Consider the following 25,411-nt stretch of genomic DNA (forward strand, 5'->3'; position numbering starts at 1 on the left):
CCGATGACGGCGGGGCGGGGAGCGTCCGGTGGGCCGCTCCTCGTCCCCGTGGTCGTCACGGCCGTTTCACAACGGTCACGGCCGTTCGACGGCGCGGCGCTCCCGGGAGGTCGGAGCGTCCTGACCGACTCCCGCGTGCGCGCGGACCCAGGCGTGCATGGCGATGGCCGCGGCCGCTCCCGCGTTGATGGAGCGGGTGGAACCAAACTGGGCGATGGAGCAGACCTTCTCGGCGTGCTTCCACGCCTCCTCCGTCAACCCCGGTCCCTCCTGTCCGAAGAGCAGAACACAGCGGCGCGGCAACTCGGTGGTCTCCAACGGGACGGCACCGGGAAGGTTGTCGATTCCGATGATCGGCAGTTCCTCGCCCCGGGCCCACTCGGCGAGGGCCGCGACATCGGGGTGGTGGACGATGTGCTGATAGCGGTCGGTGACCATCGCGCCGCGCCGGTTCCAGCGGCGCCTGCCGACGATGTGGACCTTTCCGGCCAGGAAGGCGTTGGCGGTGCGCACGACGCTGCCGATGTTGAAGTCGTGGCTCCAGTTCTCCACCGCGACGTGGAAGTCGTGCCGCCGGGTGTCGAGGTCGGCGACGATCGCCTCGCGCTTCCAGTAACGGTAGCGGTCGACGACGTTGCGCCGGTCGCCGTGCGCCAACAGTTCCGGGTCGTACCGCTCGTCCGTCGGCCACGGCTCGGGATGGGGGCCGACTCCCACCTCGGGCCCGTGGCCCTCGTCGTACTGGACCGGTTCCTCCCGGCCCTCCGTCTCGCTGCCGTTCACCCCACGAGAGTACGTGTGGGGTCACCGGTGTCCGACCGCTCCGCCCCTTCTCCGCCGTCGGACTCCTGGTGAGTCCCCCGTCTCCCCATCAGTCCGCGGATCCGTCCGGCCGCGCCGGAGGCCCGGGCGCCGGCCCACACCAGGAAGACCGTCGGCAGGAAGACGGCATCGGCGGCGATCATCGCCAGCGAGAAGAACGGCAGGCCGAGGATGACGGCGATACCGGCGTGCTCGACCATCATCATCACGAGCAGCACGTTCTTCACCCGACGGTTGAAGAGGGTGAAGGGGAAGGCGACCTGGACGATCACCGTGCCGTAACTCAACACCATGATCATCAGGCCACTGCTGCCCAGCAGCTCGGAGAGGGCCGGCCAGGGGGCGAAGTAGTCCAGGTGCATGGGGTAGTAGACGGCGGTGCCGTCCTGCCAGCGCGAGCCCTGGATCTTGTACCAACCGGCCGTCGCGTAGATCAGGCAGACCTCTGCCATGATCACCAGCAGGGTGGCGTTGTGCACGATGTTGCCGAGGATGTCCATCAGTCCGCGGACCGCGGCGCGCCGACCCCCGGCCGGTCGCCCCGCGGCACCGGGGTCCGCACCGGCGTCCGTATCGGCGTCCGCACCGGCGCCGGGCCGGGAGACGTACCACCACAGGCCGTACACCAGCCACAGCCCCCACAGGACGGTGGCCCAGCCGACGTGGAGCACCGGTCCGTCGTCACCGAACCAGCTCAGCTCACCGCGCACGGTGACCAACAGCAGGACGGCGCCCAGCACCGACCACAGCACCACACCGGTCGGGTCCGCTCCCGAGCCTCCGGCCGCGGCGGGGGACCGTCGGGCCCGGCGCGCGTCGAGGGACCAGACCAGACCGCAGCGGGTGAACACCAGGTACAGCGCCATCAGATGGATGACGTTGTCGCCTCCGTCGCCCATGAAGACGCTGTGGTTCTGCAGCGACAGCACACCGATCATGAACAGGACCGAGGTGGCCCGGGTGTGCCAGCCCACCAGCAGAGCCGCGGCGGAGAGCAGCGCGAGGGCGTAGACGACCTCGAACCAGACGGTCCCGTCGAACCACAGCAACGCCGTGAAGGCGTGATTGGTGTCGATCAGCCGCTCGGCCAGCTCCCGGCTCCACGGGCCGTTGGGCCCGTACAGTTCGCGCCGGTTCGGCCATTCGAAGAGCAGGAACACCAGCCAGGTGAAGGCGAAGCCGATGCGCACGACCGCGGCCTGGTGGGGACCGAGCGCGTGATCGCCGACCCGGACGATGCCGCGGACGATCGCGTCGTCGACACCGGCGGCGAACCGCCGCGCCCACCCCCGGAGGGAGACGGGAGCCGCCTCGGCTCCTTCGGCCCCGCCGTCCCCGCCCGTGGCGGGCCGCCGCCGCGGCACGTGCTCCCCGGGTCCCTCGGCCGTACGGTCCCCGGCGTCACGCTCCTCGGGCGACCGCGCCGCGGGGACGGACGGGACGGAGGAGCCGTCTTCGGACCGCATCACTTGCCCTCCGGTACATCCGTGCTGTCGACCGCCCACCAGGGAAGCACCCGGTAGGTGGTCTCCGTGCCGACGTTCTCGTCACTCCACGGCGGTGTCCCGACCGGCGTGGTCGCCGACCGGACCTGGATCTTCCTGACCTCTCCGCCGTTCAGTTCGCTCCCGAAGCGGAGCATCACGATCCGCTTGAGGTACTCCTCCGAGAGTTCGCCGCGCAGGCCGGTCGGACGGTTCTCCTCGTCGTGCGAACCGGTGAAGAAGTCCCAGGCCCGACGGAGCTCGTTCTGGTCGGTGTGGCTGGGGAAGGGATTGCCCCGGATGTTCTCCACGTCCATGCCCGACAGGTCCACCCAGCCGGTCCGCTCGGTGGTGCCGTCCGGCCGGAGCACCTCGGCGCGGGCGTGGACGGCGACGTTCTGCTGGAGCGGATTGGGCGCGAACAGCTTCCAGTTCTGCTCGAACTCCGGGTTGATGTGCTCCGACACCAGTTCGCCGTACCGCTTGCTGAGGGTGTTCGACGGGGCGATGTGCAGGAAGACCATCGCCAGGTGGGCGGCGACGAGCACGGTGACGACCCCCAGCGCCGCCGCGACGGCGATCCGCGCGCCCGGCGGGAGTGCCATCACCCCCGTCCTCCCACCGGGCGCCGGCGCGTCCCGGCGCGTCTGTGCTTGTGGCTCCATGCCCTCCCCGATCCGATCTCCGGCGCGGTGGCGCACCGCCCGCCACGCCGTGCGTGCCGCGCCGGGCACTCCCGCGGTGCGCGCTCCGTACCCGCGTCGCCGGTCCCGTGCCCCGCGACCGCCGCCCTCCGCGACCGCCCCGGGCCCTACGAGGTTATCCACAGCCTTGACACCGTGGGGGGCCGATGACCACCATTGAACCGAACGATCGGTCGGTTGGTTCAGGTTTTCGGTGTCCCGAAGCCCGGGTGTCCGGATCCACGGGCGCCCCGGAAGTCCGGGCCCCTCGGAACAAAGGGAGCTGTGCATGACGACGCTGCTGCCGGAGACGGGACAGGACGACGGCCCGGAGGCCGACGCCGAGGCCCGGCAGGCCGTGTTCGACGCGGCCGTCACCGCGGACGAGCGGATCGAGCCGCGCGACTGGATGCCGGACGCCTACCGCGCGACGCTGGTGCGCCAGATCGCCCAGCACGCCCACTCCGAGATCATCGGCATGCAGCCGGAGGCCAACTGGATCACCCGGGCGCCCTCACTGCGCCGCAAGGCGATCCTGATGGCCAAGGTGCAGGACGAGGCCGGGCACGGCCTGTACCTCTACAGCGCCGCCGAGACGCTGGGCGTCAGCCGCGACGAGCTGTTGGACAAGCTGCACACCGGGCGCCAGAAGTACTCCTCGATCTTCAACTACCCCACCCTCACCTGGGCCGACGTCGGCGCGATCGGCTGGCTGGTGGACGGCGCGGCGATCACCAACCAGGTTCCGCTGTGCCGCTGCTCCTACGGGCCCTACGCGCGGGCCATGGTCCGCGTCTGCAAGGAGGAGTCCTTCCACCAGCGCCAGGGGTACGAACTGCTGCTGGCCCTCAGCCGCGGCACGCCGGCCCAGCACGCGATGGCGCAGGACGCCGTGGACCGCTGGTGGTGGCCCTCGCTGATGATGTTCGGTCCGCCCGACGACGCGTCGAAGCACTCGGCACAGTCCATGGCCTGGAAGATCAAGCGACACTCCAACGACGAGTTGCGCCAGCGCTTCGTGGACATCTGCGTTCCCCAGGCCGAGTCCCTCGGGTTGACCCTCCCCGATCCGGAGCTGAGGTGGAACGAGGAGCGCGGCCACTACGACTTCGGTCCGATCGACTGGTCCGAGTTCCACGAGGTGTTGCGCGGCAACGGCCCCTGCAACGAACAGCGGCTGGAGCAGCGGCGCCGCGCCCATGAGGAGGGCACCTGGGTGCGCGAGGCCGCGGCGGCGTACGCCCGCAAACACGGTGGTGGTCACGGTGACGACCGCCGTCATGACCACGGCGGCAGCGGCACGACCAACGGCACGACCAACGGCGACGGGCACGGAAGGGCGACGGCATGACCACCAGCGAATGGCCCCTGTGGGAGGTCTTCGTCCGCAGCAGGCGCGGCCTGTCCCACACCCACGCGGGCAGCCTGCACGCACCCGACGCCGAGATGGCCCTGCGCAACGCGCGAGACCTGTACACACGTCGCTCGGAGGGAGTCTCGATCTGGGTGGTGCCCTCGGCCGAGATCACCGCCTCCTCGCCGGACGAGAAGGACCCGTTCTTCGAGCCCGCCGCCGACAAGCCCTACCGCCACCCCACCTTCTACGAGGTCCCCGAAGGGGTGAAGCACCTGTGAGCGCCCCCCGCACGGCACTCCTGGCCCTCGGCGACGACGCCCTGGTGCTCTCCCACCGGTTGGGCGAGTGGGCCGGCCACGCCCCCGTCCTGGAGGAGGAGGTCGCCCTCGCCAACATCGCGCTGGACTTGCTGGGCCAGGCCCGCACCCTGCTGTCGATGGCGGGCGACGAGGACGAGCTGACGTACCTCCGCGAGGAGCGGGATTTCACCAACGTCCAACTGGTGGAGCGGCCGAACGGCGACTTCGCCCACACCATCGCCCGTCAGTTGTACTTCTCCACCCATCAGGAACTGCTCTACGAGCGGTTGGCCGACGGTGGCACCGATGACGGCGAGTTGGCCGCGCTGGCCGCGAAGGCGGTCAAGGAGGTCGCCTACCACCGCGACCACGCCGAGCACTGGACGCTGCGCCTGGGCGACGGCACCGATGTCAGCCACGAGCGCATGCGGGCCGCGCTGGACGGACTGTGGCGCTACACCGGCGAGTTGTCCCAACCGATCGAGGGCCTGGACGTCGACTGGGACGGCCTGCGCGAGGAGTGGACACGGCGTGTCACGGCCGTGCTGGAACGCGCCTCCCTGTCCCTTCCCCAGGGCCCGCGGAACGCTTCCTGGGCCGCCGGCGCCGGACGACAGGGCGTCCACACCGAGCCGTTCGGCCGGATGCTCGCCGAGATGCAGCATCTGCACCGCAGTCACCCGGGGGCGTCGTGGTGACGCGCGGGGCGGGCTTCCCCGCCGGGACACCGGAGGAGCCGACCGCCCTGGAGAAGGAGCTGCTCGGCGTCGCGGGTTCCGTCCCCGACCCGGAGCTGCCGGTGCTCACCCTGGCCGAGTTGGGCGTGCTGCGCGGGCTCCACGTCCTCGGGCCGGGCCGGGTGGAGGTCGAACTGACCCCGACCTACACCGGTTGCCCGGCGGTCGAGACCATGTCCGCCGACGTCGTACAGGCTCTGCGTGAACACGGCATGACGGACGTGAGCGTCCGCACCGTCCTCTCCCCGCCCTGGACGACGGACGCGATCACCGCCGAGGGCCGCCGCAAGCTGGCCGAGTTCGGCATCGCGCCGCCCCGCCCCACCGGTGGCGCCCCGGGGGGCGGGCCGGTCGCGGTGGACCTGGCCGTCCGCTGTCCCCGCTGCGGCTCGACCGACACCACCCTGCTCAGCCGCTTCTCGTCCACCGCCTGCAAGGCGTTGCGCCGCTGCGCCTCCTGCCGGGAGCCGTTCGACCACTTCAAGGAGCTGACATGAGGTTCCACCCGCTCCGGGTCCGCGAGGTCGAACGGCTCACGGACGACGCGGTGGCCGTGACGTTCGACATCCCGCCCGAGGCGCACGACATCTTCCGGCACGTTCCCGGCCAGCACGTCACGCTGCGGCACGAGGTGGACGGTACGGAGGTGCGCCGCACCTACTCCGTCTGCGCACCGGCCGCGAAGGCACCCGCCACCCCACTGCTGAAGGTCGGCATCCGGTTGGTGGAGGGCGGCGCGTTCTCCACCCATGCCCTCAAGGAGCTGTCCGTCGGCGACACGATCGAGGTGACGCCCCCGACGGGCCGCTTCACCCTACGGCCCCGTCCGGGCCGCTTCGCGGCGATCGTGGGCGGCAGCGGCATCACCCCGGTGCTCTCCATCGCCGCCACGCTCCTCTCCGAAGAACCGGAAGCCAAGTTCCACCTGATACGCAGCGACCGCACCGCCGCGTCGGCGATGTTCCTGGAGGAGGTCGCCGAGCTGAAGGACCGCCACCCCGACCGCTTCCACCTGGTGCACACGCTCTCCCGAGAGGAGCGGCAGGCGGGCCCATCCACCGGGCGGCTCGACACCGAGCGCCTCACCACGCTGCTGCCCGCCCTGCTGCCGGTGGACGATGTCGACGACTGGTTCCTGTGCGGACCGCACGGACTGGTCTCCGGCGCCGCGCGGGCGCTGGGCGCGCTCGGAGTGCCCGCCACCTCGATCCACCAGGAGATCTTCCATGTGGACGACGCTTCCGCCGGTCCGCGGAAGCGGGCCGCGGACCGGTCCGCGCCGAGCGGCGCGAAGCTCACTGCGACGCTCGGCGGCCGGATGGGCGTCTGGCCCGTCGGGGGCGGCGAAACGCTGCTGGAGACGGTGCTGCGCAACCGCTCCGACGCTCCCTACGCCTGCAAGGGCGGGGTGTGCGGCACCTGCCGCGTGAAGCTGGTCTCCGGCGAGGTGAGCATGGACCGCAACTTCGCGCTGGAGCCGGACGAGGTCTCGGCCGGGTACGTGCTGGCCTGCCAGTCACGTCCGGTCACCGAGGCCGTCGAGGTCGATTTCGACGCCTGACGGGTCCCACTCGCGAAAGCTCGGCGCCTGCCGGCGCACAGGGCCCCGGTGCCGTCCCCTCCCACACGACAGGGGGACGGCACCGGGGCCCGTGTCCTCGGATCCCACGGTTCTCAGGCCACGTGAGCCGGCCCCTGCCCGTCGTTCACCAGCGGACGTCCGGTGGCTTCCCAGGCCAACATGCCGCCGTCCACGTTCACCGCGTCGACGCCCTGCGCCAACAGGTACCGGGTGACCTGTGCCGAACGGCCGCCGACCCGACAGACCACGTACACCGTCCGATCGGCGGCGCGCTCCGTCACCTCGCCCAGTCGCTCCACGAACCGGCTCATCGGAACGTGTACCGCTCCCTCGACGTGCCCGGCCGCCCATTCGTCGTCCTCCCGGACGTCCAGCAGGAGACCGTCGGACGGCACCGCCGCGACATCCACCGACGGAAGTCGGCCGTACTGCATCGGGCCACGCCCCTCTCTCCGGCACCGGCCGCACCGGCACCGTCGGAACACTCGCACTTCTCGGCCGCCGGCGCACGGCGGCCCACCCCGAACCTAACCCGCCCGGCCGGCGCCGGTCGTCCCGGCACCCGACGCGCCCGTGCCCGGCGCCCCCGCCCCACCGGCGCCCGCGCCACCGTCGGGCGTCGCCACGGCGGCCGACAGCTCGACCAGACGCGCCTCCTTCTCCGCGATCTGTGTCCGAAGTCGTTCGCCGATCTCCTCCAGCAACCCGTCCGGGTCGTCCGGCGCCAGCTTCAGCATCGACCCGATCGCGCTCTCCTCCAGCCCGGAGACCACCCGGGCCAGCAGTTCCCTGCGGTAGGTCAACCACTCCAGACGCGCGTACAGCTCCTCGGCACGCGCCTCCTCCCGCGCCGCGGGATCGGGCGGCCCGGCGGCCCACTCCTCGGTCAGCTCCGCCAGCAGTTCCTCGTCCCCGTCGGCGTACGCCTTGTTCACGCGGACGAGGAACTCCTCGCGCCGCTCCCGTTCCGCCTCCTCCTGGGCCAGGTCCGGGTGGGCCAGGCGCACCAGCTCCCGGTACAACCGCCTGGCCCGCTCGCCGGGCCGCACCCGCTCCGGCGGCCGCACCCGCTGATCGGTGAGCATCGCGGTGGCCTCCGGGGGCAGCCCGTCGGAGTCCATCCACCCCTGGAGCAACTCCTCGACCCGCGGCATCGGCAGCACCGAGGCCCTCGCCTCCCGCGCCTTGCGCAGGTCCTCGGGGTCGCCGGTGCGTGCCGCCACCGCCTCCGCGATCAACGCGTCCAGTTCGTCGAGCCTGACGTACAGCGGCCCGAGCCGCTGTTGGTGCAGCCGGGAGAAGTTCTCCACCTCGATGCGGAAGGTCTCCACGGCGATCTCGTACTCGATCAGCGCGGTCTCGGCCGCACGGACGGCACGGTCGAGGCGCTCGACGGCTTCCCGCTCGGCCTGGGGACCGGTCTGCCGGGCTTCGGCTTCCTGCTGGGCTTCCGGTTTCACGGGCATCCTCGTCGCGACGGCGGTTGTCTGCCTCCCCGGCCGGGATCCACCGGCCCGGGGCTCTCGCGCCACGGTCCCATCCCCGGGTCGCCGCCCGGGAGGACCGCGGCGTCACCCAGCCAGCCTACGGCCCCGGAACGCTCCGTCCCCATGCCGTCGCGCGGCTCACGCCCCACCGGGCACCGGCCCGGATCCCGGCCTTCCGTCCTCTCCTCCGCCCCAGGCCCCCGGATCCGTGCCCGCCCCCTCACACCCCCGTCTCGGCCGGCAGCCTCCCGGCCCGCACGGCGGCCACCAGGTCCGCGTGGTCCTTCTCCGTGCGGTCCGCATAGGCCACGGCGAACGCGGCCACCGCCGCGTCCAGCTCGTCCGACTTGCCGCAGTAGGCCGCCAGGACGTTCGGGTCGGCGCTGTGGGAGTGCGCACGGGCCAGCAGGGCGCCCGTCATCCTCCCGTAGTCGTCGATCTCCTCCGCCACCAGCGCCGCCGGGTCCACGCTGCCCTTGCGGTTGCGGAACTGTCGCACCTGGTACGGCCGCCCCTCCACGGTCGTCCACCCCAGCAGCGTGTCCGACACCACCTGCATCCGCTGCTGTCCCAGCACCACCCGGCGCCCCTCGTGCTCCGGCTCCGGCTCGGCGAGGCCCACCCGGGCCGTGTACGGGCGCAACACCGAGGGGCGGGCCTCCTTCACCTGGAGCACCAACGGCTTGCCCCGGTGGTCCAGGAGCAGCACCACGTACGAGCGGGTGCCCACGCTGCCGGTGCCGACGACCCGGAACGCCACGTCGTGCACCGCGTACCGGGCCAGCAGGGGCAGCCGGTCCTCCGGCAGCGTCCGCAGGTACTCCTCCAGCGAGGACACCACGGCGGCCGCCTCCGCGTCGCCGATCCTGCGCAGCACGGGTGGGGCGGCCACGAAGACCCGGCCGCCGTCCTCCGTCTCGCGGGTCGACTTGGCGGCGAAGCGGGCACTGGTGTTGCGCCGTGCCTTGGCGGAGACCCGCTCCAGGGTGCCCAGCAGTTCGTGGGCGTCGGCGTGGGAGACCAGTTCCTCGTCGGCGACGGCGTTCCAGGCGTCCGCCGCGGACATCCTCGCCAGGAGCCGCAGGGTGTGCCGGTACGCCCCGGCCGCGTCGTACGCCGCCCGCCGACAGACGTCCTCGCCCACGCCCGCCTCGCGCCCGGCCAGCACCAGGGAGGCGGCCAGCCGTTTGAGGTCCCACTCCCAGGGACCGCGCACGGTCTCGTCGAAGTCGTTGAGGTCGATGGTCAGGCCGCCCCGGGCGTCGCCGTAGATGCCGAAGTTGGCGGCGTGCGCGTCCCCGCAGAGCTGCGCGGCCGGTCCGGTGGTGGGCGTGCCGTACGCCAGGTCGTGGGCCATCAGCCCGGCCGAGCCGCGCAGGAACGCGAAGGGCGAGGCGATCATGCGTCCGACCCGGATCGGAACCAGTTCCTCGATCCTGCCGCGGTTGGACTCCTCGACGGCGGTCGGCGCGTCCGGCCGGTTCGGTACCTCGGTGAACGCGGCGTGCGCCCTCCGGGGCACCGCCTCGCGCAGCGCCTTGCCCACCCGCTTCGGCGACTCCCGGTTCCCCCGGTCCGCGAACCCCGGCACGTACGGCAGCCGCTCGGTCACGGCCCCACCCCCTGTGCGACTTGCCGCCGACCGGGCCGACGGGCGCCGGTGGCCGGCGCCCGAAGTCGGCGGACCGGCCGGCCGATGACGATCAGTGGGGAAGAAGGTACTTGTCCGTCCCCCCGGTTGTGCAGCCCCGGGCGCGTGTCCGGAGCCCGCTCCCGGGTGCGGGGACCTCCGTCCGGCCGGTCGGCGCGCCTCCCCGAGGCGGAGAGTGCGACAGATCACACCCCGGTCGTCGCGTCCGCGCCGCCGCGAAGGAACTTCAAAGGAGGGTGCGGCCCGAGGGGGCCCCGCCGGGCTCCGGCGCCCTCCGGCGCGCCCTCGGTCGAGAGCCGGAACCGAACGCGGAGCCGCCCCCGGACACGACGCGGAGCGGGCCCCGACCGTGACTCTTGTCACGATCGGAGCCCGCTCCGCGTTCTCTGTGCGCGAGGGGGGAGTTGAACCCCCACGCCCTTTCGGGCACTGGAACCTGAATCCAGCGCGTCTGCCTATTCCGCCACCCGCGCATGGGTGCTGTCGCTTCGGATTCTCCCACACTTCCCGGAGCGTTTCGCTCCGTTCCGTCGGGATCGCCTGGCGACACCCAGAACATTAGCACGCCTCGCGGGGTGGTCTCACACCCGTATCGACCCCGCCGGTTTGGGACACTGGTCGCGTGCCGGCTCTACGATCCGTGTGAGGGTTGACACCCGCGCGCCAGGCCCGGAAGGGAACCAGCCGTTTTCCTCGCGCGTGGATACGATCAGTAAGCAGTATCGGAGGCGACGCGTCGTGTGCGACCGGCGCACTAGAGCCGAGGGCATCGGGGAAGGAGGTGCACCGTGGGAGTTCTGAAGCGCTTCGAGCAGCGACTCGAGGGTCTCGTCAACGGCACCTTCGCCAAGGTGTTCAAGTCGGAGGTACAGCCCGTCGAGATCGCGGGCGCCCTCCAGCGCGAGTGCGACAACAACGCCACCATCTGGAACCGCGAGCGTACGGTCGTGCCCAACGACTTCATCGTCGAGCTCAGCGCCCCGGACCACGAACGCCTCAGCCCGTACTCCGGGCAGCTCGGCGACGAACTGGCCGGGATGGTGCGCGAGTACGCCAAGCAGCAGCGCTACACCTTCATGGGATCGGTCAAGGTCCACCTGGAGCGCGCCGACGACCTCGACACCGGCCTGTACCGGGTCCGCAGCCGCACTCTCGCCTCCAGCACCTCCCAGCCCCGCCCCCAGTCCCCGCCGCCTCCGCACGGCGCCCCCGGCGGCGGTTACGGATACCCGCCGCAGCGGCCCGCGGGGCCCCCGCCCATGCCCGCCGGCCCGCCGCCCGGGGCCCCCGGCGGAGGCGGGGCGCTGCCCTCCGCCCAGACTCGCCGCTGGATCGAGATCAACGGCACCCGCCACCAGATCTCCCGCCCCACCATGGTGCTGGGCCGCTCCACCGAGACCGACGTGCGGATCGACGACCCCGGCGTCTCCCGGCGGCACTGCGAGATCCGGGCCGGAAACCCCACCACGATCCAGGACCTGGGCTCCACCAACGGCATCGTGGTGGACGGACAGCACACCACGCGCGCTACGCTCCGCGACGGCTCACGCATCGTCGTGGGCAGCACGACGATCATTTACCGGCAAGCCGAAGGGTGAAGCGGGGGCAATGTCAGAGCTGACCCTGACGGTCATGCGGTTGGGTTTTCTCGCCGTACTGTGGCTGTTCGTCATCGTGACCGTGCAGGTCATCAGGAGCGACCTCTTCGGCACCCGCGTGACCCAACGCACCGCCCGCCGCGAGGCGCAACGTCCGCCTCAGCCGCGCCAGGCCCAGCAGCCGACCGGCCGCGGCGGCGGACGGCGGCGCGGCGCCCCGACCAAGCTCGTGGTGACCGAGGGGTCGCTCACCGGCACCACCGTGGCCCTCCAGGGACAGACCATCACGCTCGGCCGGGCCCACGACTCGACGATCGTGCTGGACGACGACTACGCCTCCAGCCGCCACGCCCGGATCTACCCGGACCGCGACGGCCAGTGGATCGTCGAGGACCTGGGCTCCACCAACGGCACGTACCTCGACCGGACCCGGCTCACCACGCCGACACCGATTCCGCCCGGTGCGCCGATCCGCATCGGCAAGACGGTCATCGAGCTGCGGAAGTAGTGGACGCGACCATGACGACCGGAGGGTGGGCACCGTGCGGATGTACCCGGAGCCGACGGGCGAGGTGCGCATGAGCCTGTCACTGCGCTTCGCCGCCGGATCGCACAAAGGCATGATCCGCGAGGGCAACGAGGACTCCGGCTACGCCGGTCCCCGGCTGCTCGCGATCGCCGACGGCATGGGGGGCCAGGCCGCCGGCGAGGTCGCCAGCTCCGAGGTGATCTCCATCCTCGTCCAGTTGGACGACGACGTTCCCGGGTCCGACCTCCTCACCTCGCTCGGCTCCGCCGTGCAGCGCGCCAACGAGCAGCTCCGCGTCATGGTCGAGGAGGACCCGCAGCTGGAGGGCATGGGCACCACGCTCACCGCCCTGCTGTGGACGGGCCGCCGGCTCGGCCTGGTCCATGTGGGCGACTCCCGCGCGTACCTGCTGCGCGACGGCCGGCTCACCCAGATCACCCAGGACCACACCTGGGTCCAGCGGCTGGTGGACGAGGGCCGGATCACCGAGGAGGAGGCCACCACCCACCCGCAGCGCTCCCTGCTGATGCGCGCGCTGGGCAGCGGCGACCGGGTCGAGCCCGACCTGTCCATCCGCGAGGTGCGGCCCGGGGACCGCTATCTGCTCTGCTCCGACGGCCTCTCCGGTGTCGTCAGCCACCAGACGATGGAGGAGACCCTCGCCGGCTACCAGGGTCCGCACGAGACCGTGCAGGAGCTGATCCAGCTCGCCCTGCGCGGCGGCGGCCCGGACAACATCACCTGCATCGTCGCCGACGTCCTCGACGTCGACGACGGCGACACCCTCGCCGGGCAGCTCAACGACACCCCGGTGATCGTGGGCGCCGTCGCCGAGAACCAGCACCAGCTCGGCGACCCGGGCACCCTCCAGACCCCCGCCGCGCGCGCGGCCGAACTCGGCCGCGGCGGCGTGCCCCAGCAGCAGACGTCGGACGGTTCCTCGGGCGGTTTCGGCCCGCCCGGCGGCGGGGCCGGGGCGGCACCGCCGAACGGCGCCTTCGGGGCGTACGCCGAAGGCGCCTTCGACAAGCCACGCAGAGGCCTCACCTGGCTCAAGCGCTCCCTCCTCGTGGCGCTCGTGCTCGGTGTCGTCGGCGGTGGCCTGTACGCGGGCCACCGCTGGACGCAGACGCAGTACTACGTCGGCGTCGAGGGCGACCACGTGGCGATCTACCGCGGCATCACCCAGAAGCTGGGCTGGATCGAACTCAGCGAGATCGAGCGGCGTTCCGCGGTCGAACTCAAGTACCTCCCGGCCTACCAGCGCAACGAGGTCGAGGAGGGCATCTCCATGGGCAGCCTCGCGCAGGCCGAGGACCGGCTGAGGAAGCTGGAGGAGCAGGCCGAGGTCTGCAGGATCGTGGCCGAGCAGCGCCAGGAACGGCAGCGTGCCGAGGCCGAGGCCGAGGCGGAGTCCGACGACAAGGTCGGCGACACGACGGGAGGCGCGGAAGGCGGCACGGAAGGCGGCGGGGCCGGCACGGGCGAGGAGACCGGGAACGGCGCGCCTCCGTCCGGCGACCCCTCCGCCGCGTCTCTCGCCGCCCTCTTCACCCACACCACCGCCACGTCCGTCCGCACCGCAAGCGACAGCACCCAGAGCTCCACCGCCGCTCCCACCCCGGGCCCCACCCTTCCGGAGGAACAGCAGAAGCTCGCCAAGCAGTGCACCACGCCATAGGGGGCCGCACTCCATGAGCACCAGTCACACCACGGGCAGCAACACCACGATCTCCTCCGGGGACCTGCCCAGCCGCCGCAACACCGAGCTGGCGATGCTCGCCTTCGCGGTGCTGATCCCGGTGTTCGCCTACGCCAACGTGGGCCTGGCCGTCAACGGCGAGGTCCCGGCGGGCATGCTCGGCTACGGCCTCGGTCTCGGCCTGCTCGCCGGCATCGCGCACCTGGTGGTGCGGAAGTTCGCGCCGTACGCCGATCCGTTGATGCTGCCCATCGCCACGCTCCTCAACGGGATGGGGCTGGTGCTGATCTGGCGGCTCGACCAGTCCGAACGGGTCCCTCTGGTCAGGGAGGGCGCCGCCGCCCCCAACCAGCTGATGTGGTCCGCGCTGGGCATAGCGCTCTTCCTCGCCGTGCTGATCTTCCTCAAGGACCACCGGATCCTCCAGCGCTACACCTACATCTCGATGGCCGTGGCGCTGGTCCTGCTGATCCTGCCGATGTTCTTCCCGGCGGTCTACGGCGCCAAGATCTGGATCACCATCGGCGGGATGTCCATCCAGCCCGGCGAGTTCGCGAAGATCATCATCGCGGTCTTCTTCGCCGGCTACCTGATGGTGAAGAGAGACGCCCTGGCGCTGGCCAGCCGCCGTTTCATGGGCCTGTACCTGCCGCGCGGCCGCGACCTCGGTCCGATCCTGGTGATCTGGGCGCTCAGCGTCCTCATCCTGGTCTTCGAGACCGACCTGGGCACCTCGCTGCTCTTCTTCGGCCTCTTCGTCGTGATGCTGTACGTGGCCACCGAGCGCACCAGTTGGATCCTCTTCGGCCTCACCCTGGCCGTGGCCGGCGCGGTGGCCGTGGCCAGCTTCGAGCCCCACGTACAGGGCCGTGTCGAGGACTGGCTGGACCCCTTCCACGTCGTCCGGGAGACCGGCAACGCCAACCAGCCCGCGCAGGCCATGTGGGCCTTCGGTGCCGGCGGCATCATCGGCGCCGGGCTCGGTCAGGGCCACTCCGACCTGATCGGCTTCGCCGCCAGGAGCGACTACATCTTCGCCACCGTCGGCGAGGAGCTGGGTCTGACCGGCGTCATGGCGTTCGTCCTGCTGTACGGCCTCCTCGTGGAGCGCGGGGTCCGCACCGCCCTGGCCGCCCGCGACCCGTTCGGCAAGCTGCTCGCCGTGGGCCTGTCCGCGGCCTTCGCCATCCAGGTCTTCGTGGTGGCCGGCGGTGTGATGGCCCTCATCCCGCTGACCGGCATGACCATGCCCTTCCTGGCGCAGGGTGGCTCGTCCGTCATCGCCAACTGGGCGCTCGTCGCGATCCTGTTGAAGATCAGCGACACCGCCCGACGGCCCGCCCCCGCCCCCGCGCCCTCACCCGACGTCGAGATGACCCAGGTGGTCCGATCGTGAACAAGCCCCTGCGCCGCATCGCCATCTTCTGCGGTCTGCTCATGGTCGCCCTGATGGTCCGCGCCAACTGGATCCAGTTCGTCCAGGCCGACGAGTTGCAGAGCGACCCGAAGAACCGCCGCGTCGCCATCGAGCGCTACGGCCAGCCGCGCGGCAACATCATCCTCTCCAACGGGGAGGCGATCACCGGTTCGACCGAGGTCGAGGGGACCGACTTCCGGTACAAGCGGACGTACAAGAACGGCGAGATGTGGGCCCCGGTCACGGGCTACGCCTCGCAGGCGTACGGCGCCACCCAGTTGGAGGCCATCTACGACGGCATCCTCACCGGGGACGACGACCGGCTGTTCTTCAACCGCACCATCGACATGATCACCGGCAAGGACCAGAAGGGCGGCAACGTCGTCACGACGCTGGACCAGTCCGTCCAGCAGGCCGGCTTCGAGGCGATGGGCGACAAGAGGGGCGCGGCCGTCGCGATCAATCCCGAGACCGGTGCCATCCTCGGCCTGATCAGCACTCCCTCGTACGACCCCTCCGTCTTCGCGGGCAACTCCGCCAAGGACGCCGAGGCCTGGAAGAAGCTCCAGAAGGAGAACGACCCCAGCGACCCGATGCTCAACCGGGCGCTGCGCCAGACCTACCCGCCCGGTTCGACGTTCAAGATCGTCACCGCCGCCGCCGCGATCGAGAGCGGTCTGTACGAGGACATCGACGAGAAGACCGACTCCCCGGACCCGTACCTCCTCCCGGGCACCAGGACGAACCTGCCCAACGACGGCAACCACTCCTGTGAGAACGCCTCGCTCCGGGTGGCGATGCAGTGGTCCTGCAACACGGTCTTCGCCAAGATCGCCCACGAGGTCGGCAACGAGGAGATGATCGAGTACGCCGAGAAGTTCGGCTTCGGTCAGGAGCACTTCGTCCCGGTCCGCACCGCGGTCTCCGTCTACCCCGAGGACAACCAGCCGCAGAACGCCCAGGCCGGCATCGGCCAGGCGTCCAACCGCGCCACCCCGATCCAGATGGCCATGGTCACCGCGGCGGTCGCCAACGACGGCAAGATGATGGAGCCGTACATGGTGGACCGGCTCGTCGCGCCGAACCTCAGCACCGTCGAGGAGCACAAGCCCAAGGAGATGGGACAGCCCATCTCGGGTGAGACCGCGCAGAAGCTCCAGCAGGCGATGGAGACGGTCGTCGAGAAGGGCACCGGAACCATCGCCCAGATCGACGGCGTCACAGTCGGTGGCAAGACCGGAACCGCCCAGCACGGCGAGAACAACGAGGAGAACCCGTACGCCTGGTTCGTCTCCTACGCGAAGACCGCCGACGGGTCCACGCCGATCGCCGTCGCGGTCATCATCGAGAGCGCCGACGTTCTCCGCGACGACATCGCGGGCAGCAAGCTGGCCGCACCGGTGGCCAAGGCCATGATGAAGGCCGCGCTCGAAGGCAAGGGGTGACCGAGAGGCACCTCACGTCGGTGACAGCGGCGTCCCGGCCTCTCATCCGGTCCGGGTACGGTATGGCGAGCAACAGCACCGCCGGACCGCGCAGGGAGACGGTCAGGACGAACGGAGAGGGCTGGAGACTATGGAAGAGCCGCGTCGCCTCGGCGGCCGGTACGAGCTGGGCTCGGTGCTCGGCCGAGGCGGTATGGCCGAGGTCCACCTCGCCCACGACACCCGCCTGGGACGCACCGTCGCGGTGAAGACGCTCCGGGTGGACCTCGCCCGGGACCCCACGTTCCAGGCCCGCTTCCGCCGTGAGGCCCAGTCGGCGGCCTCGCTCAACCACCCGGCGATCGTCGCCGTCTACGACACCGGCGAGGACTACGTCGACGGTGTCTCCATTCCGTACATCGTCATGGAGTACGTCGACGGCTCGACCCTGCGCGAGCTGCTGCACTCGGGGCGCAAACTGCTGCCCGAGCGCTCCCTGGAGATGTGCGTCGGCATCCTCCAGGCCCTGGAGTACTCCCACCGCAACGGCATCGTCCACCGGGACATCAAGCCCGCGAACGTCATGCTGACGCGCACGGGCCAGGTCAAGGTGATGGACTTCGGCATCGCCCGTGCCATGGGCGACTCCGGCATGACCATGACCCAGACCGCGGCCGTCATCGGCACCGCCCAGTACCTCTCCCCGGAGCAGGCCAAGGGCGAGACGGTGGACGCCCGTTCCGACCTGTACTCCACCGGCTGCCTGCTGTACGAGCTGCTGACGGTGCGGCCGCCGTTCGTCGGGGACTCCCCCGTCGCGGTCGCCTACCAGCACGTGCGGGAGGAACCACAGCCACCGAGTTCCTTCGACCCCGAGATCACGCCGGAGATGGACGCCATCGTCCTCAAGGCGCTGGTCAAGGACCCCGACTACCGCTACCAGTCCGCCGACGAGATGCGTGCCGACATCGAGGCCGCCCTCGACGGCCAGCCCGTCGGCGCCGCGGCGGCGATGGGCGCGGCGTCCTACGGTCCCGGCGGCGGTTACCACCCCGACGACCAGCCGACCACCGCGCTGCGCGCGGCGTCCCCGGCGTCCGCCCAGACGTCCATGCTGCCGCCGATGCGCGAGGACGACGGCGGCTACGGCTACGACGACCGGCCCGACAGACGCCGCGGCGGCGGTGGCCGCAACCCGCTCTCCACGATCCTGCTGGTGCTGGGCGGCATCCTCGTCCTGGTCGGAGCGGCCTTCATCGGCAAGGTGCTCCTCAGCCCCAACGACAGCAACCCGTCCGTACCCGGTCTCGCCGGCTACACCTTCGAGGAGGCCCAGCAACGGGCCGCCAACTCCAGACTCGAGGTCGTCAAGGGAGAGAGCGAGTTCTGCGAGGAGAAGAAGGACACCGTCTGCCGGACCGAGCCGGGCGAGGGCCAGGAGGTCGAGGAGGGTGAGACGATCACCCTGATCATGTCCAAGGGCCCCAGCGAGATCGACGTCCCGGACGTCAAGGGCGACAACGCCGACGAAGCCGAGCGGGAGCTGCGGGAGGCCGGGTTCGAGGTCGAGCGCGAGACCGAGGTCTCGGACCAGCCGGCCGGCACGGTCATCGAGCAGGACCCGGCGGGCGGCAGCACGGCCAAGCCCGAGTCCACGGTCACCATCACCGTGGCCCGGGAGGACCCGCGGCCGACCGTGCCGCCCGTGGTCGGGCAGGACTTCGAGACGGCCAAGCAGCACCTGCAGGGCGTGGGCTTCACCAACATCGAGCGGGCCGAGCAGGAGAGCGACCAGCCCCCGAACACGGTCCTGAAGCAGGACCCGCCCGGGGGGCAGAAGGCCGAGGCGGACGCCCCCATCACCCTGATCGTGGCCAAGGCGCCCCCGGAGGAACAGGTCGCCGTTCCGCCCATCCAGCCGGGCCAGCCGCTCAAGGACGCCCGCAAGACGCTGGAGGACGCCGGCTTCAACGTCGCCGTGGGCGAGGGGCCCGACGACCCCAACGCCATCGTCCTCAGCACCGACCCGCCGGCCGGCACCCAGCTCAAGAAGGGCGACACGGTCACCGTGAAGACCTTCGGCGGCGGCAACGGGAACAACGGGAACGGCGGCGGCCCCGGCGGCTTCTTCGACGGGCTCGGCCGGGAACGGGACGACTGACCGGAGCGGAACGACCGACCCGCCCCCGGAGGGGCGACGGGGAGGACCGGGAGAGCCACGAGGCCCCGGCCGGTGGGAAACCGGCCGGGGCCCCGTGGCGTGCGCCTCGGTTCGCGGGGCGCGCCTCGCGCTCGCGCCACGGCCGGGCCGCGCGGGGCGCGGCCGTGGCGTACCGTCAGCGGATCTCCCGCGGCGGGGTGCGCCGCTCGTCCACCTTCTCGGTGCGCACCAGCTCGCCCCAGACGATGTAGCGGTAGTCGGAGGTGAAGACCGGGGTGCAGGTGGTCAGGGTGATGTACTTCCCCTTCTCCTTCTTCCCCGACTCCTTCGGGACGTCCGCCAGCACCGCCACGTTGTACTTGGACGTCTTCGGCAGGGTCGCGTAGACCTTGTACACGTACCAGGTGTCCTCGGTCTCCACGACGATCGGGTCGCCCTCCTCGACCTTGTGGATGTCGTGGAACTTGGCGCCGTGCCCGTCGCGGTGCGCGGCCAGCGAGAAGTTGCCGTCGCCCTCCCAGGGGGGAGTGGCCTCCATCGGTTCGGTGTAGTAACCGGCGACGCCCTTGTTCAGCTCCTCGGTTTCGGTGCCCTTCTTTATCAGCACCTCGTCGCCCATCGACGGGACGTGCAGGAAGCCCACACCGTCCCCGGCGCCGTACTCCTTGGGCTCCCCCGCGTCCTTCGGGTCGTCCCGGGCCCAGTTCTCGCGCACCTCGGCGCTGTCCCGCTCGGCCTCGCGGTTGGCGACCACGTTCGTCCACCACAGCGAGTAGGCGACGAAGAGTCCCAACAGCACACCGGCGGTGATCAGCAGTTCGCCGACCACCCCGACGACGGCGGCCACCCGGCCGCGTCCCCGACGCCCTCGGCGTCCCCGGCGTCCGCTCCCGTTTCCGCGTTCGCGGCCGGGGGCACGGTGCGGATCCGCCCCCGCGTCGTTTTCCTCGTCGTTCACTGACACCCGGCGCACCGTCCGCTTCCCTCCGCAGTTCCCTCCCGCGCAGGCTATCGGACCAGCGCGTCCGGCTTCCCCTCGTTCCGCGGGTGCTCCTCGGCCAGTTCTCCCCACACGATCAGCCGGTACTCGGAGGTGAACTCGGGGGTGCAGGTGGTCAGCGTGATGTACCGGCCGGGCTCGGTGAAACCGGAGCCCGGGGGCACCGGTCCGATGACGTCGACGTTGGAGGGCGGGGTGGAGTCGAGACGGCTCGTCACCTCGTAGACGTAGTAGGTGTCCCGCGTCTCCACCACGATCGGGTCGCCGGGGTCGAGCTTGTTGATGTACCGGAACGGCTCGCCGTGGGTGTTGCGGTGTCCGGCCACCGCGAAGTTGCCCTTCTCGTCCCAGGGCATCGCCGTCTTCAGCGGCTCCTCGCCGTAGTGGCCGACCATGCCGCGGTCGAGGACGCCGTCCTCGTCGACGCCCTCCGCGACGGGCACCTTCACGTCCAGGCGGGGGATGTGCATGATCGCGAATCCCTCGCCGGGCGAGAAGACACCGGGGTCGCGGTCGCGGTCACGCTCCTCCTCGTCCCCCCACTGCTGTTCGAGCTTCTTGGTCTCGTTGCCCACGTGGCGGTCGGCCAGGACGTTCGTCCACCACAGCTGGTACGACACGAACAGCAGCATCACCACACCGAGGGTGATGAACACCTCACCGGCGACGCGGCTGGCTATCACCGCCGGGCTCTCCCGGGCGGCGCGCTGGGCCCGGCGCCGGGCGGCTCGGCCGCCGATCGGGGGCGACGGGTTCCGCTCCTCGGGCTCGTGGGGCTCGTAGGGCTCCTCGGGCTCGTCCCGTGTCCGCCGTACCCGCCGCAGCGCCATCGTCTCGTCGGCCCGCCCGGCACGGTCCGCCGGCTCCCCTCCCACCTGCCACAGCGTCACCGTTCCGTCGTCGACGGGGACAGGGGCCGGAGTCGGGGCAGGGACAGGAGTCGGGGCAGGGACAGGGGCCGGGGAGGTGACGGCCGGGCCCGGCGCCGCGTACGCCGTCCCGTCGGGCACGGCCCCGTACTGCGGCGGGACGGGCCCGTACGGCGGCGTGTACGCCTCCGGGTACGGTTCCGGCCCAGGCGCCCGGAGTCCCGCGTCAGGGCCCGGCAGCGGGTCGTTCAACGGGTCGGCGAGCCGTCCGACCGCGGCCTCGAAGGCCTGCTGCTCGGCGTACTCGGTCGGGTCGGCGTACACATCGTACGACGCGCCGTGACCGTCGTACTCGGCGTACGGGGCGGCGGGTGGCGGGCCGGCGCGGTGGCGCCCGGCGGACGGACCGCCCCAGGTGCCCTCCGGCCGCAGGGCCGTCACGCCCCTACCACGGGGGCCAGCCCCCGCGAACGCTCCACGGCTCCGGTGTCACCGCAGCGCACCAGCCAGTTGGCGAGCATCAGGTGACCCCACTCGGTGAGCACCGACTCGGGGTGGAACTGCACGCCCTCCACCGGCAGCTCGCGGTGGCGCAGGCCCATCACGACGCCGCTCTCCGTCCACGCCGTGACCTCCAGTTCGGCGGGCACGGTGGCGGGCTCGACGGCGAGCGAGTGGTAACGGGTGGCGGTGAAGGGGGAGGGCAGCCCGGCGAAGACGCCGCCGTTCTCGTGGGTGACCGACGAGGTCTTGCCGTGCAGCAGTTCCGGCGCCCGGTCCACCACACCGCCGTACGCCACCGCCATGGACTGCATCCCCAGGCAGACGCCGAAGACGGGCAGGCCGGTCGCGGCGCAGTGCCGGACCATGTCGACGCAGACCCCGGCCTCCTCGGGCGTGCCCGGTCCGGGGGAGAGGAGCACCCCGTCGAAGCGTTCCCCGTCGGCGTGCTCGAGACCGACCTCGTCGTTGCGGAGCACCTCGCACTCGGCGCCGAGCTGGTGGAGGTACTGGACGAGGTTGAAGACGAAGCTGTCGTAGTTGTCGACGACCAGGACGCGCGCGCTCATCCGTTCCGCTCCGTTCCGCCCTCGTCGAGCGTCCCGTCCCCGAACGGCAGCAGCGGCTCAGCCCAGGGGAAGACGTACTGGAAGAGCACGAAGACAACCACCATGGCCAGCACGAGCGACAGCAGTGCCCGTACGAGCGTGTTGCCCGGCAGATGCCGCCAGATCCAGCCGTACATGCCGTGTAGCCGTCCCTTCTGTTCTCTCGCGCACCCCAGACTACGGGTAGGCGGGTGTGTCGGGGGACGCAAGCGGAGCAATCGCGGAGCGATGCGCGGAGTTCCGCGCGGAGCCCCCCGCGGGGCGGGGGACGTCCCTCAGTCCTCGGCGGGCTCCGCGTGGTGCAGGTCGACCGTCCCCGAGTAGCCGGGGAGCGTCACCTCGTCGTGCTCCTCCACCGACCAGCCCAGGCCGTAGGCGTCGACGTACTCGCGGTAGTTCCGCACGGCCGGGGCCTCCTCCAGCGCCTCGTGCAACGCGTCGGTGTCGCCGACGGCGGTGATGGTGTACGGCGGGGAGTACAGCCGGCCCTGGAGGATCAGGGTGTTGCCGACGCAGCGCACCGCGCTGGTCGAGATCAGCCGCTGGTCCATGACCTTGATGCCCCGGGCGCCACCGGCCCACAGGGCGTTGACCACGGCCTGGAGGTCCTGCTGGTGGACGACGAGGTCGTCGGGCTGGGGCTCGGGGATGCCGGGCATCCGGGCGGTGGCGTCGGGCGGGGCGTCGTCGAGGGTGACGCTGAGGCCGGCCCCGGACAGCTCGCGGGTTCCCGCGGTCCTCTCCACTTCCTCGTGGGCACGCCGCTCGGCCTCGGTGCTCCCGCTGTCGCGTCGGGCGAGGTCGTCGACCTCCCGGCGCAGTCCGGCCACGGAGGATTCCAGCGCCTGGTTGGACCGGTTGCGCTCCTGGACCAGATCGGACAGGCGCAGCATGGAGTCGTCGCTGCGCAGGTCGGTACCCTGGGCGGTGTTGAAGCTGGCCCAGAAGAGGAAGCCGGCCAGGGCGAAGATGCCGGCGGTCGCGAGCCGGAGGGGTCGGAGGTGCCGGAGGTGCCGGAGGTGCCGAAGGCGGGAATTGGTCACCTTACCCTTGTCTCCTTCCAGCACGCGGAGGTACTACGCTAACGGAACCAAGCAGCGTCTCCTCCTCGGCACCCCCTCCGGATCGAAGTCCGGACGTCGCCGGGGCCGGATCGTCAGGAACAGCAGCCAGCGCGGTCACGCAGCGCATCGACAGGAGAGTCCCTCGTGCCGAAGTCACGGATCCGCAAGAAGGACGATTTCACGCCGCCGCCGGCGAAGCAGAGCACGAACATCAGCCTCACCTCCGGGCGTAGCTGGGTCGCGCCGTTGATGTTGGCGCTGTTCCTGATCGGCCTCGCCTGGATCGTCGTCTTCTACGTGACGACGGGCGACCTGCCGCTCAAGTCGATCGGCAACTGGAACATCGTGGTGGGCTTCGGCTTCATCGCGGCGGGGTTCGTCGTCTCCACCCAGTGGAAGTAGCCGCGGCCCACTCGCCGAAGACGCGGTGTGACGCGTTATCCACAGGTCTTCCACAGCCCTGGGAAAACTTACGAAGATCTGTGGATAACTTTTCCGGCTTGGCTTTCGTTATGACTGGTGCCCCGCACCAGACCCACCGGCAAACCCCCGTCTTCCTGGGGAAACGCACGAGTGTGCGACGTGGGACGTGCGTCACGGCTCTGCCCACACCATGCACAAGATCCGTCACCTGCTGTGGATAACCTCTGGTCACGGCTTCTGTTCGCTGCTCCACGCCGGCCCTGCGGCCGGCCCGACGGACCGCCGTCCCGGCGCCTCGCCCGAGCCCGCTGCTCCCGCCCTCGACGGGGCGGCGGGCGAGGCGGAGGCCGTCAGCCGACCAACTGCGCGGTGCGCACCACGCACACCACGACGACCACCAGCAGCACCGCCGCCACGGTGCCGTACTGGACCAGCGCCCGCCTCCGGCGCGGTGCGTGCACCATCGCGTAGGCCACGACCGCTCCGACCACCAGGCCGCCGACGTGCGCCTGCCAGGAGATGCCGCCCATGGCGAACGTGAAGATCAGGTTGATCACCAGCAGCGCCAGGATCGGACGCATGTCCTGGTTCATGCGCCGCATCAGCACGGCCGTCGCGCCGAAGAGGCCGAAGATCGCTCCGGAGGCCCCCAGCGACCCCTGGGCGGGCGACTCGACCAGGTACACCAGCGCGCTGCCGCCCAGCGCGGACAGCAGGTACAGCGCCAGGTAGCGCAGCCTTCCCAGGGCCGCCTCCAGCGGCGGGCCGAGCCACCACAGGGCCAACATGTTGAACCCGATGTGCCAGATCTCCCAGTGGAGGAAGGCCGAGGTCAGCACGCGGTACCACTCGCCGTCCGCGACCCCGACCACCTCGCCGGCGACCGGGTCGTAGGCGTAGCCCAGCATCGTCAGCTCGTTGACCAGCGAGCGGTCGCCGTAGGCGTGCACCAGCACGAAGAGCGCCAGGTTGATTCCCAGCAGCACCTTGGTGACCAGCCGCGGATCGGACGTGACCGTGCCGCCCGCCAGGGTGCGCGGGCGGGAGGCGCCCGGCGCGTGCCCCGTGCCGGAGCCTTCGCGCACGCACTGGGGGCACTGGTAGCCGACGGACGCCGGGATCATGCACTCGGGGCAGATCGGCCGCTCGCACCGGGTGCAGGAGATGCCCGTCTCCCTCTCCGGGTGCCGGTAGCAGTACCTCGCCGCCGGGCCCGGCCCGTCCTGCCGGTCCTGTCGGTCCTCCATCGCCACCCCTCGGCCCCCTCGTACACGAAACAACGGGCACGTCCGCCCCTGCGGCTCGTACCCCGCCGGGAACGTCGTCCCACCTCCTCCTACGGGCAGGGCGGACGACGGGTTCCCGAAGCGGGCACCGTCGGCGCCCGCCCCGGACCGCGTCGTGCGCCGAGGACGTCCGGAACGCCCTCGGCGCGCCACGCGCTCGCGCGGCTCAGCGGCGCTCGACGACGACCGACTCGATCACGACGTCCTGGACCGGCCGGTCCGTGCGCGGGCTGGTCCGCGTGGTGGCGATGGAGTCCACCACCTTCCGGCTCTCCTGGTCGGCGACCTCGCCGAAGATGGTGTGCTTGCCCGTCAGCCAGGCGGTCGGGGCGACGGTGATGAAGAACTGGGAACCGTTGGTGCCCGGACCGGCGTTGGCCATCGCCAGCAGGTACGGCTTGTCGAAGGCCAGGTCGGGGTGGAACTCGTCCCCGAACTCGTAGCCCGGACCGCCGGTGCCGTTGCCCAGCGGGTCACCGCCCTGGATCATGAAGCCTTCGATCACGCGGTGGAAGACCGTGCCGTCGTACAGCCTGTCGGTCGACTTCTTCCCGGTGGCCGGGTGGACCCACTCGCGCTTGCCCTCGGCGAGCTCGACGAAGTTCTTGACCGTCTTCGGCGCGTGGTCCGGGAAGAGCCGGATGGCGATGTCGCCGCGGGTGGTCTTCAAGGTGGCGTACAGCTGCTCGGCCACGATCTACCTTCCATCTGCCTGTTCGGAACCCTC

25 protein-coding genes and 1 tRNA gene are annotated in these 25,411 nt (G+C 71.2%); 12 read left to right on the forward strand and 14 right to left on the reverse strand.

Translation table 11 applies throughout. The features are described 5' to 3' along the window. Positions 1 to 75 precede the first annotated feature (75 nt). Genes F0L17_RS12695 through F0L17_RS12705 form a run of 3 tightly spaced genes read right to left on the reverse strand, consistent with a single transcriptional unit; the run spans position 76 to position 2,911 of the window. The gene (locus F0L17_RS12695) at positions 76 to 783 is read right to left on the reverse strand and encodes a TrmH family RNA methyltransferase (protein WP_162466122.1); all 708 of its coding nucleotides are present in this window, start codon (positions 781 to 783) and stop codon (positions 76 to 78) included. Beyond that, entirely contained in the window at positions 780 to 2,288 is a 1,509-nt protein-coding gene (locus F0L17_RS12700) for an HTTM domain-containing protein (protein ID WP_238419351.1), read from the reverse strand. The genes F0L17_RS12695 and F0L17_RS12700 overlap by 4 nt, the downstream gene beginning before the upstream one ends. Next, positions 2,288 to 2,911, reverse strand: coding sequence for a DUF5819 family protein (locus F0L17_RS12705; RefSeq protein ID WP_155071171.1), 624 nt, complete (start codon positions 2,909 to 2,911; stop codon positions 2,288 to 2,290). Before F0L17_RS12705 ends, F0L17_RS12700 begins: the two co-directional genes overlap by 1 nt. Before the next feature lie 367 nt (positions 2,912 to 3,278). Between F0L17_RS12705 and paaA the strand changes: the two genes are divergently transcribed. Genes paaA through F0L17_RS12730 form a run of 5 tightly spaced genes read left to right on the forward strand, consistent with a single transcriptional unit; the run spans position 3,279 to position 6,943 of the window. Further along, positions 3,279 to 4,340: a 1,2-phenylacetyl-CoA epoxidase subunit PaaA gene (gene paaA, locus F0L17_RS12710; protein ID WP_155071172.1), complete on the forward strand. Its 1,062-nt coding sequence runs from the start codon at positions 3,279 to 3,281 to the stop codon at positions 4,338 to 4,340. Further along, positions 4,337 to 4,624, forward strand: coding sequence for a 1,2-phenylacetyl-CoA epoxidase subunit PaaB (gene paaB / locus F0L17_RS12715; RefSeq protein ID WP_155071173.1), 288 nt, complete (start codon positions 4,337 to 4,339; stop codon positions 4,622 to 4,624). Before paaA ends, paaB begins: the two co-directional genes overlap by 4 nt. Next, positions 4,621 to 5,343, forward strand: a complete 723-nt coding sequence (gene paaC, locus F0L17_RS12720; RefSeq protein ID WP_162466123.1) for a 1,2-phenylacetyl-CoA epoxidase subunit PaaC — start codon at positions 4,621 to 4,623, stop codon at positions 5,341 to 5,343. The genes paaB and paaC overlap by 4 nt, the downstream gene beginning before the upstream one ends. Next, the gene (gene paaD / locus F0L17_RS12725; RefSeq protein ID WP_420802416.1) at positions 5,340 to 5,879 is read left to right on the forward strand and encodes a 1,2-phenylacetyl-CoA epoxidase subunit PaaD; all 540 of its coding nucleotides are present in this window, start codon (positions 5,340 to 5,342) and stop codon (positions 5,877 to 5,879) included. The genes paaC and paaD overlap by 4 nt, the downstream gene beginning before the upstream one ends. After that, complete coding sequence (locus F0L17_RS12730; protein WP_155071174.1) at positions 5,876 to 6,943, forward strand: 2Fe-2S iron-sulfur cluster-binding protein; 1,068 nt, start codon at positions 5,876 to 5,878, stop codon at positions 6,941 to 6,943. Before paaD ends, F0L17_RS12730 begins: the two co-directional genes overlap by 4 nt. 113 nt (positions 6,944 to 7,056) lie before the next feature. On the opposite strand, the gene F0L17_RS12735 is transcribed toward F0L17_RS12730, so the two are convergent. The 4 genes from F0L17_RS12735 to F0L17_RS12750 all read right to left on the reverse strand — a co-directional run bounded on the left by F0L17_RS12735 (position 7,057) and on the right by F0L17_RS12750 (position 10,575). Then, positions 7,057 to 7,398 carry a rhodanese-like domain-containing protein gene (locus tag F0L17_RS12735; RefSeq protein ID WP_155071175.1) on the reverse strand — a complete coding sequence of 114 codons (342 nt, stop codon included), beginning with the start codon at positions 7,396 to 7,398 and terminating at the stop codon, positions 7,057 to 7,059. Between the two features lie 93 nt (positions 7,399 to 7,491). After that, positions 7,492 to 8,424 (reverse strand): hypothetical protein, encoded by a 933-nt coding sequence (locus F0L17_RS12740; RefSeq protein ID WP_338018066.1) that lies wholly within the window; start codon positions 8,422 to 8,424, stop codon positions 7,492 to 7,494. Between the two features lie 247 nt (positions 8,425 to 8,671). Then, positions 8,672 to 10,063: a DUF2252 family protein gene (locus F0L17_RS12745; RefSeq protein WP_162466125.1), complete on the reverse strand. Its 1,392-nt coding sequence runs from the start codon at positions 10,061 to 10,063 to the stop codon at positions 8,672 to 8,674. 428 nt (positions 10,064 to 10,491) lie between these two features. Beyond that, a tRNA-Leu gene (locus F0L17_RS12750) sits at positions 10,492 to 10,575 on the reverse strand. A gap of 315 nt (positions 10,576 to 10,890) precedes the next feature. Between F0L17_RS12750 and F0L17_RS12755 the strand changes: the two genes are divergently transcribed. The 6 genes from F0L17_RS12755 to pknB all read left to right on the forward strand — a co-directional run bounded on the left by F0L17_RS12755 (position 10,891) and on the right by pknB (position 18,933). Next, positions 10,891 to 11,700, forward strand: coding sequence for an FhaA domain-containing protein (locus F0L17_RS12755; RefSeq protein WP_162466126.1), 810 nt, complete (start codon positions 10,891 to 10,893; stop codon positions 11,698 to 11,700). A 10-nt stretch (positions 11,701 to 11,710) separates the two neighbouring features. Beyond that, the gene (locus F0L17_RS12760) at positions 11,711 to 12,208 is read left to right on the forward strand and encodes an FHA domain-containing protein FhaB/FipA (protein WP_155071177.1); all 498 of its coding nucleotides are present in this window, start codon (positions 11,711 to 11,713) and stop codon (positions 12,206 to 12,208) included. 25 nt (positions 12,209 to 12,233) lie between these two features. Next, the gene (locus F0L17_RS12765) at positions 12,234 to 13,910 is read left to right on the forward strand and encodes a protein phosphatase 2C domain-containing protein (protein WP_162466127.1); all 1,677 of its coding nucleotides are present in this window, start codon (positions 12,234 to 12,236) and stop codon (positions 13,908 to 13,910) included. A 13-nt stretch (positions 13,911 to 13,923) separates the two neighbouring features. Next, positions 13,924 to 15,327, forward strand: a complete 1,404-nt coding sequence (locus tag F0L17_RS12770) for an FtsW/RodA/SpoVE family cell cycle protein (protein ID WP_155071178.1) — start codon at positions 13,924 to 13,926, stop codon at positions 15,325 to 15,327. Further along, the gene (locus tag F0L17_RS12775; protein ID WP_162466128.1) at positions 15,324 to 16,793 is read left to right on the forward strand and encodes a penicillin-binding transpeptidase domain-containing protein; all 1,470 of its coding nucleotides are present in this window, start codon (positions 15,324 to 15,326) and stop codon (positions 16,791 to 16,793) included. The genes F0L17_RS12770 and F0L17_RS12775 overlap by 4 nt, the downstream gene beginning before the upstream one ends. 130 nt (positions 16,794 to 16,923) lie before the next feature. Next, positions 16,924 to 18,933, forward strand: a complete 2,010-nt coding sequence (gene pknB / locus F0L17_RS12780; RefSeq protein ID WP_155071179.1) for a Stk1 family PASTA domain-containing Ser/Thr kinase — start codon at positions 16,924 to 16,926, stop codon at positions 18,931 to 18,933. 175 nt (positions 18,934 to 19,108) lie between these two features. Here pknB and F0L17_RS12785 read toward each other — a convergent pair whose 3' ends face one another. The 5 genes from F0L17_RS12785 to F0L17_RS12805 all read right to left on the reverse strand — a co-directional run bounded on the left by F0L17_RS12785 (position 19,109) and on the right by F0L17_RS12805 (position 22,954). Continuing rightward, the gene (locus tag F0L17_RS12785) at positions 19,109 to 19,780 is read right to left on the reverse strand and encodes a class E sortase (RefSeq protein WP_338018067.1); all 672 of its coding nucleotides are present in this window, start codon (positions 19,778 to 19,780) and stop codon (positions 19,109 to 19,111) included. Between the two features lie 161 nt (positions 19,781 to 19,941). Continuing rightward, positions 19,942 to 21,126 carry a class E sortase gene (locus tag F0L17_RS27535; RefSeq protein ID WP_420802472.1) on the reverse strand — a complete coding sequence of 395 codons (1,185 nt, stop codon included), beginning with the start codon at positions 21,124 to 21,126 and terminating at the stop codon, positions 19,942 to 19,944. A 113-nt stretch (positions 21,127 to 21,239) separates the two neighbouring features. Further along, the gene (locus F0L17_RS12795) at positions 21,240 to 21,872 is read right to left on the reverse strand and encodes an aminodeoxychorismate/anthranilate synthase component II (RefSeq protein ID WP_155071181.1); all 633 of its coding nucleotides are present in this window, start codon (positions 21,870 to 21,872) and stop codon (positions 21,240 to 21,242) included. Next, positions 21,869 to 22,048: a hypothetical protein gene (locus F0L17_RS12800; protein ID WP_155071182.1), complete on the reverse strand. Its 180-nt coding sequence runs from the start codon at positions 22,046 to 22,048 to the stop codon at positions 21,869 to 21,871. The genes F0L17_RS12795 and F0L17_RS12800 overlap by 4 nt, the downstream gene beginning before the upstream one ends. 138 nt (positions 22,049 to 22,186) lie before the next feature. Beyond that, positions 22,187 to 22,954 (reverse strand): DUF881 domain-containing protein, encoded by a 768-nt coding sequence (locus tag F0L17_RS12805; protein ID WP_338018069.1) that lies wholly within the window; start codon positions 22,952 to 22,954, stop codon positions 22,187 to 22,189. Positions 22,955 to 23,119: 165 nt separating this feature from the next. Here F0L17_RS12805 and crgA point away from each other — a divergent pair, with 165 nt between their 5' ends. Then, a complete protein-coding gene (gene crgA, locus F0L17_RS12810) occupies positions 23,120 to 23,377 on the forward strand; it encodes a cell division protein CrgA (protein ID WP_162466129.1) in 258 nt (85 codons plus the stop codon). A 371-nt stretch (positions 23,378 to 23,748) separates the two neighbouring features. Here crgA and F0L17_RS12815 read toward each other — a convergent pair whose 3' ends face one another. Then, positions 23,749 to 24,645, reverse strand: a complete 897-nt coding sequence (locus tag F0L17_RS12815; RefSeq protein WP_155071183.1) for a rhomboid family intramembrane serine protease — start codon at positions 24,643 to 24,645, stop codon at positions 23,749 to 23,751. A gap of 205 nt (positions 24,646 to 24,850) precedes the next feature. Further along, the gene (locus tag F0L17_RS12820; protein WP_162466130.1) at positions 24,851 to 25,378 is read right to left on the reverse strand and encodes a peptidylprolyl isomerase; all 528 of its coding nucleotides are present in this window, start codon (positions 25,376 to 25,378) and stop codon (positions 24,851 to 24,853) included. Positions 25,379 to 25,411 lie beyond the last annotated feature (33 nt).

It is taken from the genome of Streptomyces taklimakanensis (assembly GCF_009709575.1).
In the GTDB taxonomy this organism is placed as follows: domain Bacteria; phylum Actinomycetota; class Actinomycetes; order Streptomycetales; family Streptomycetaceae; genus Streptomyces; species Streptomyces taklimakanensis.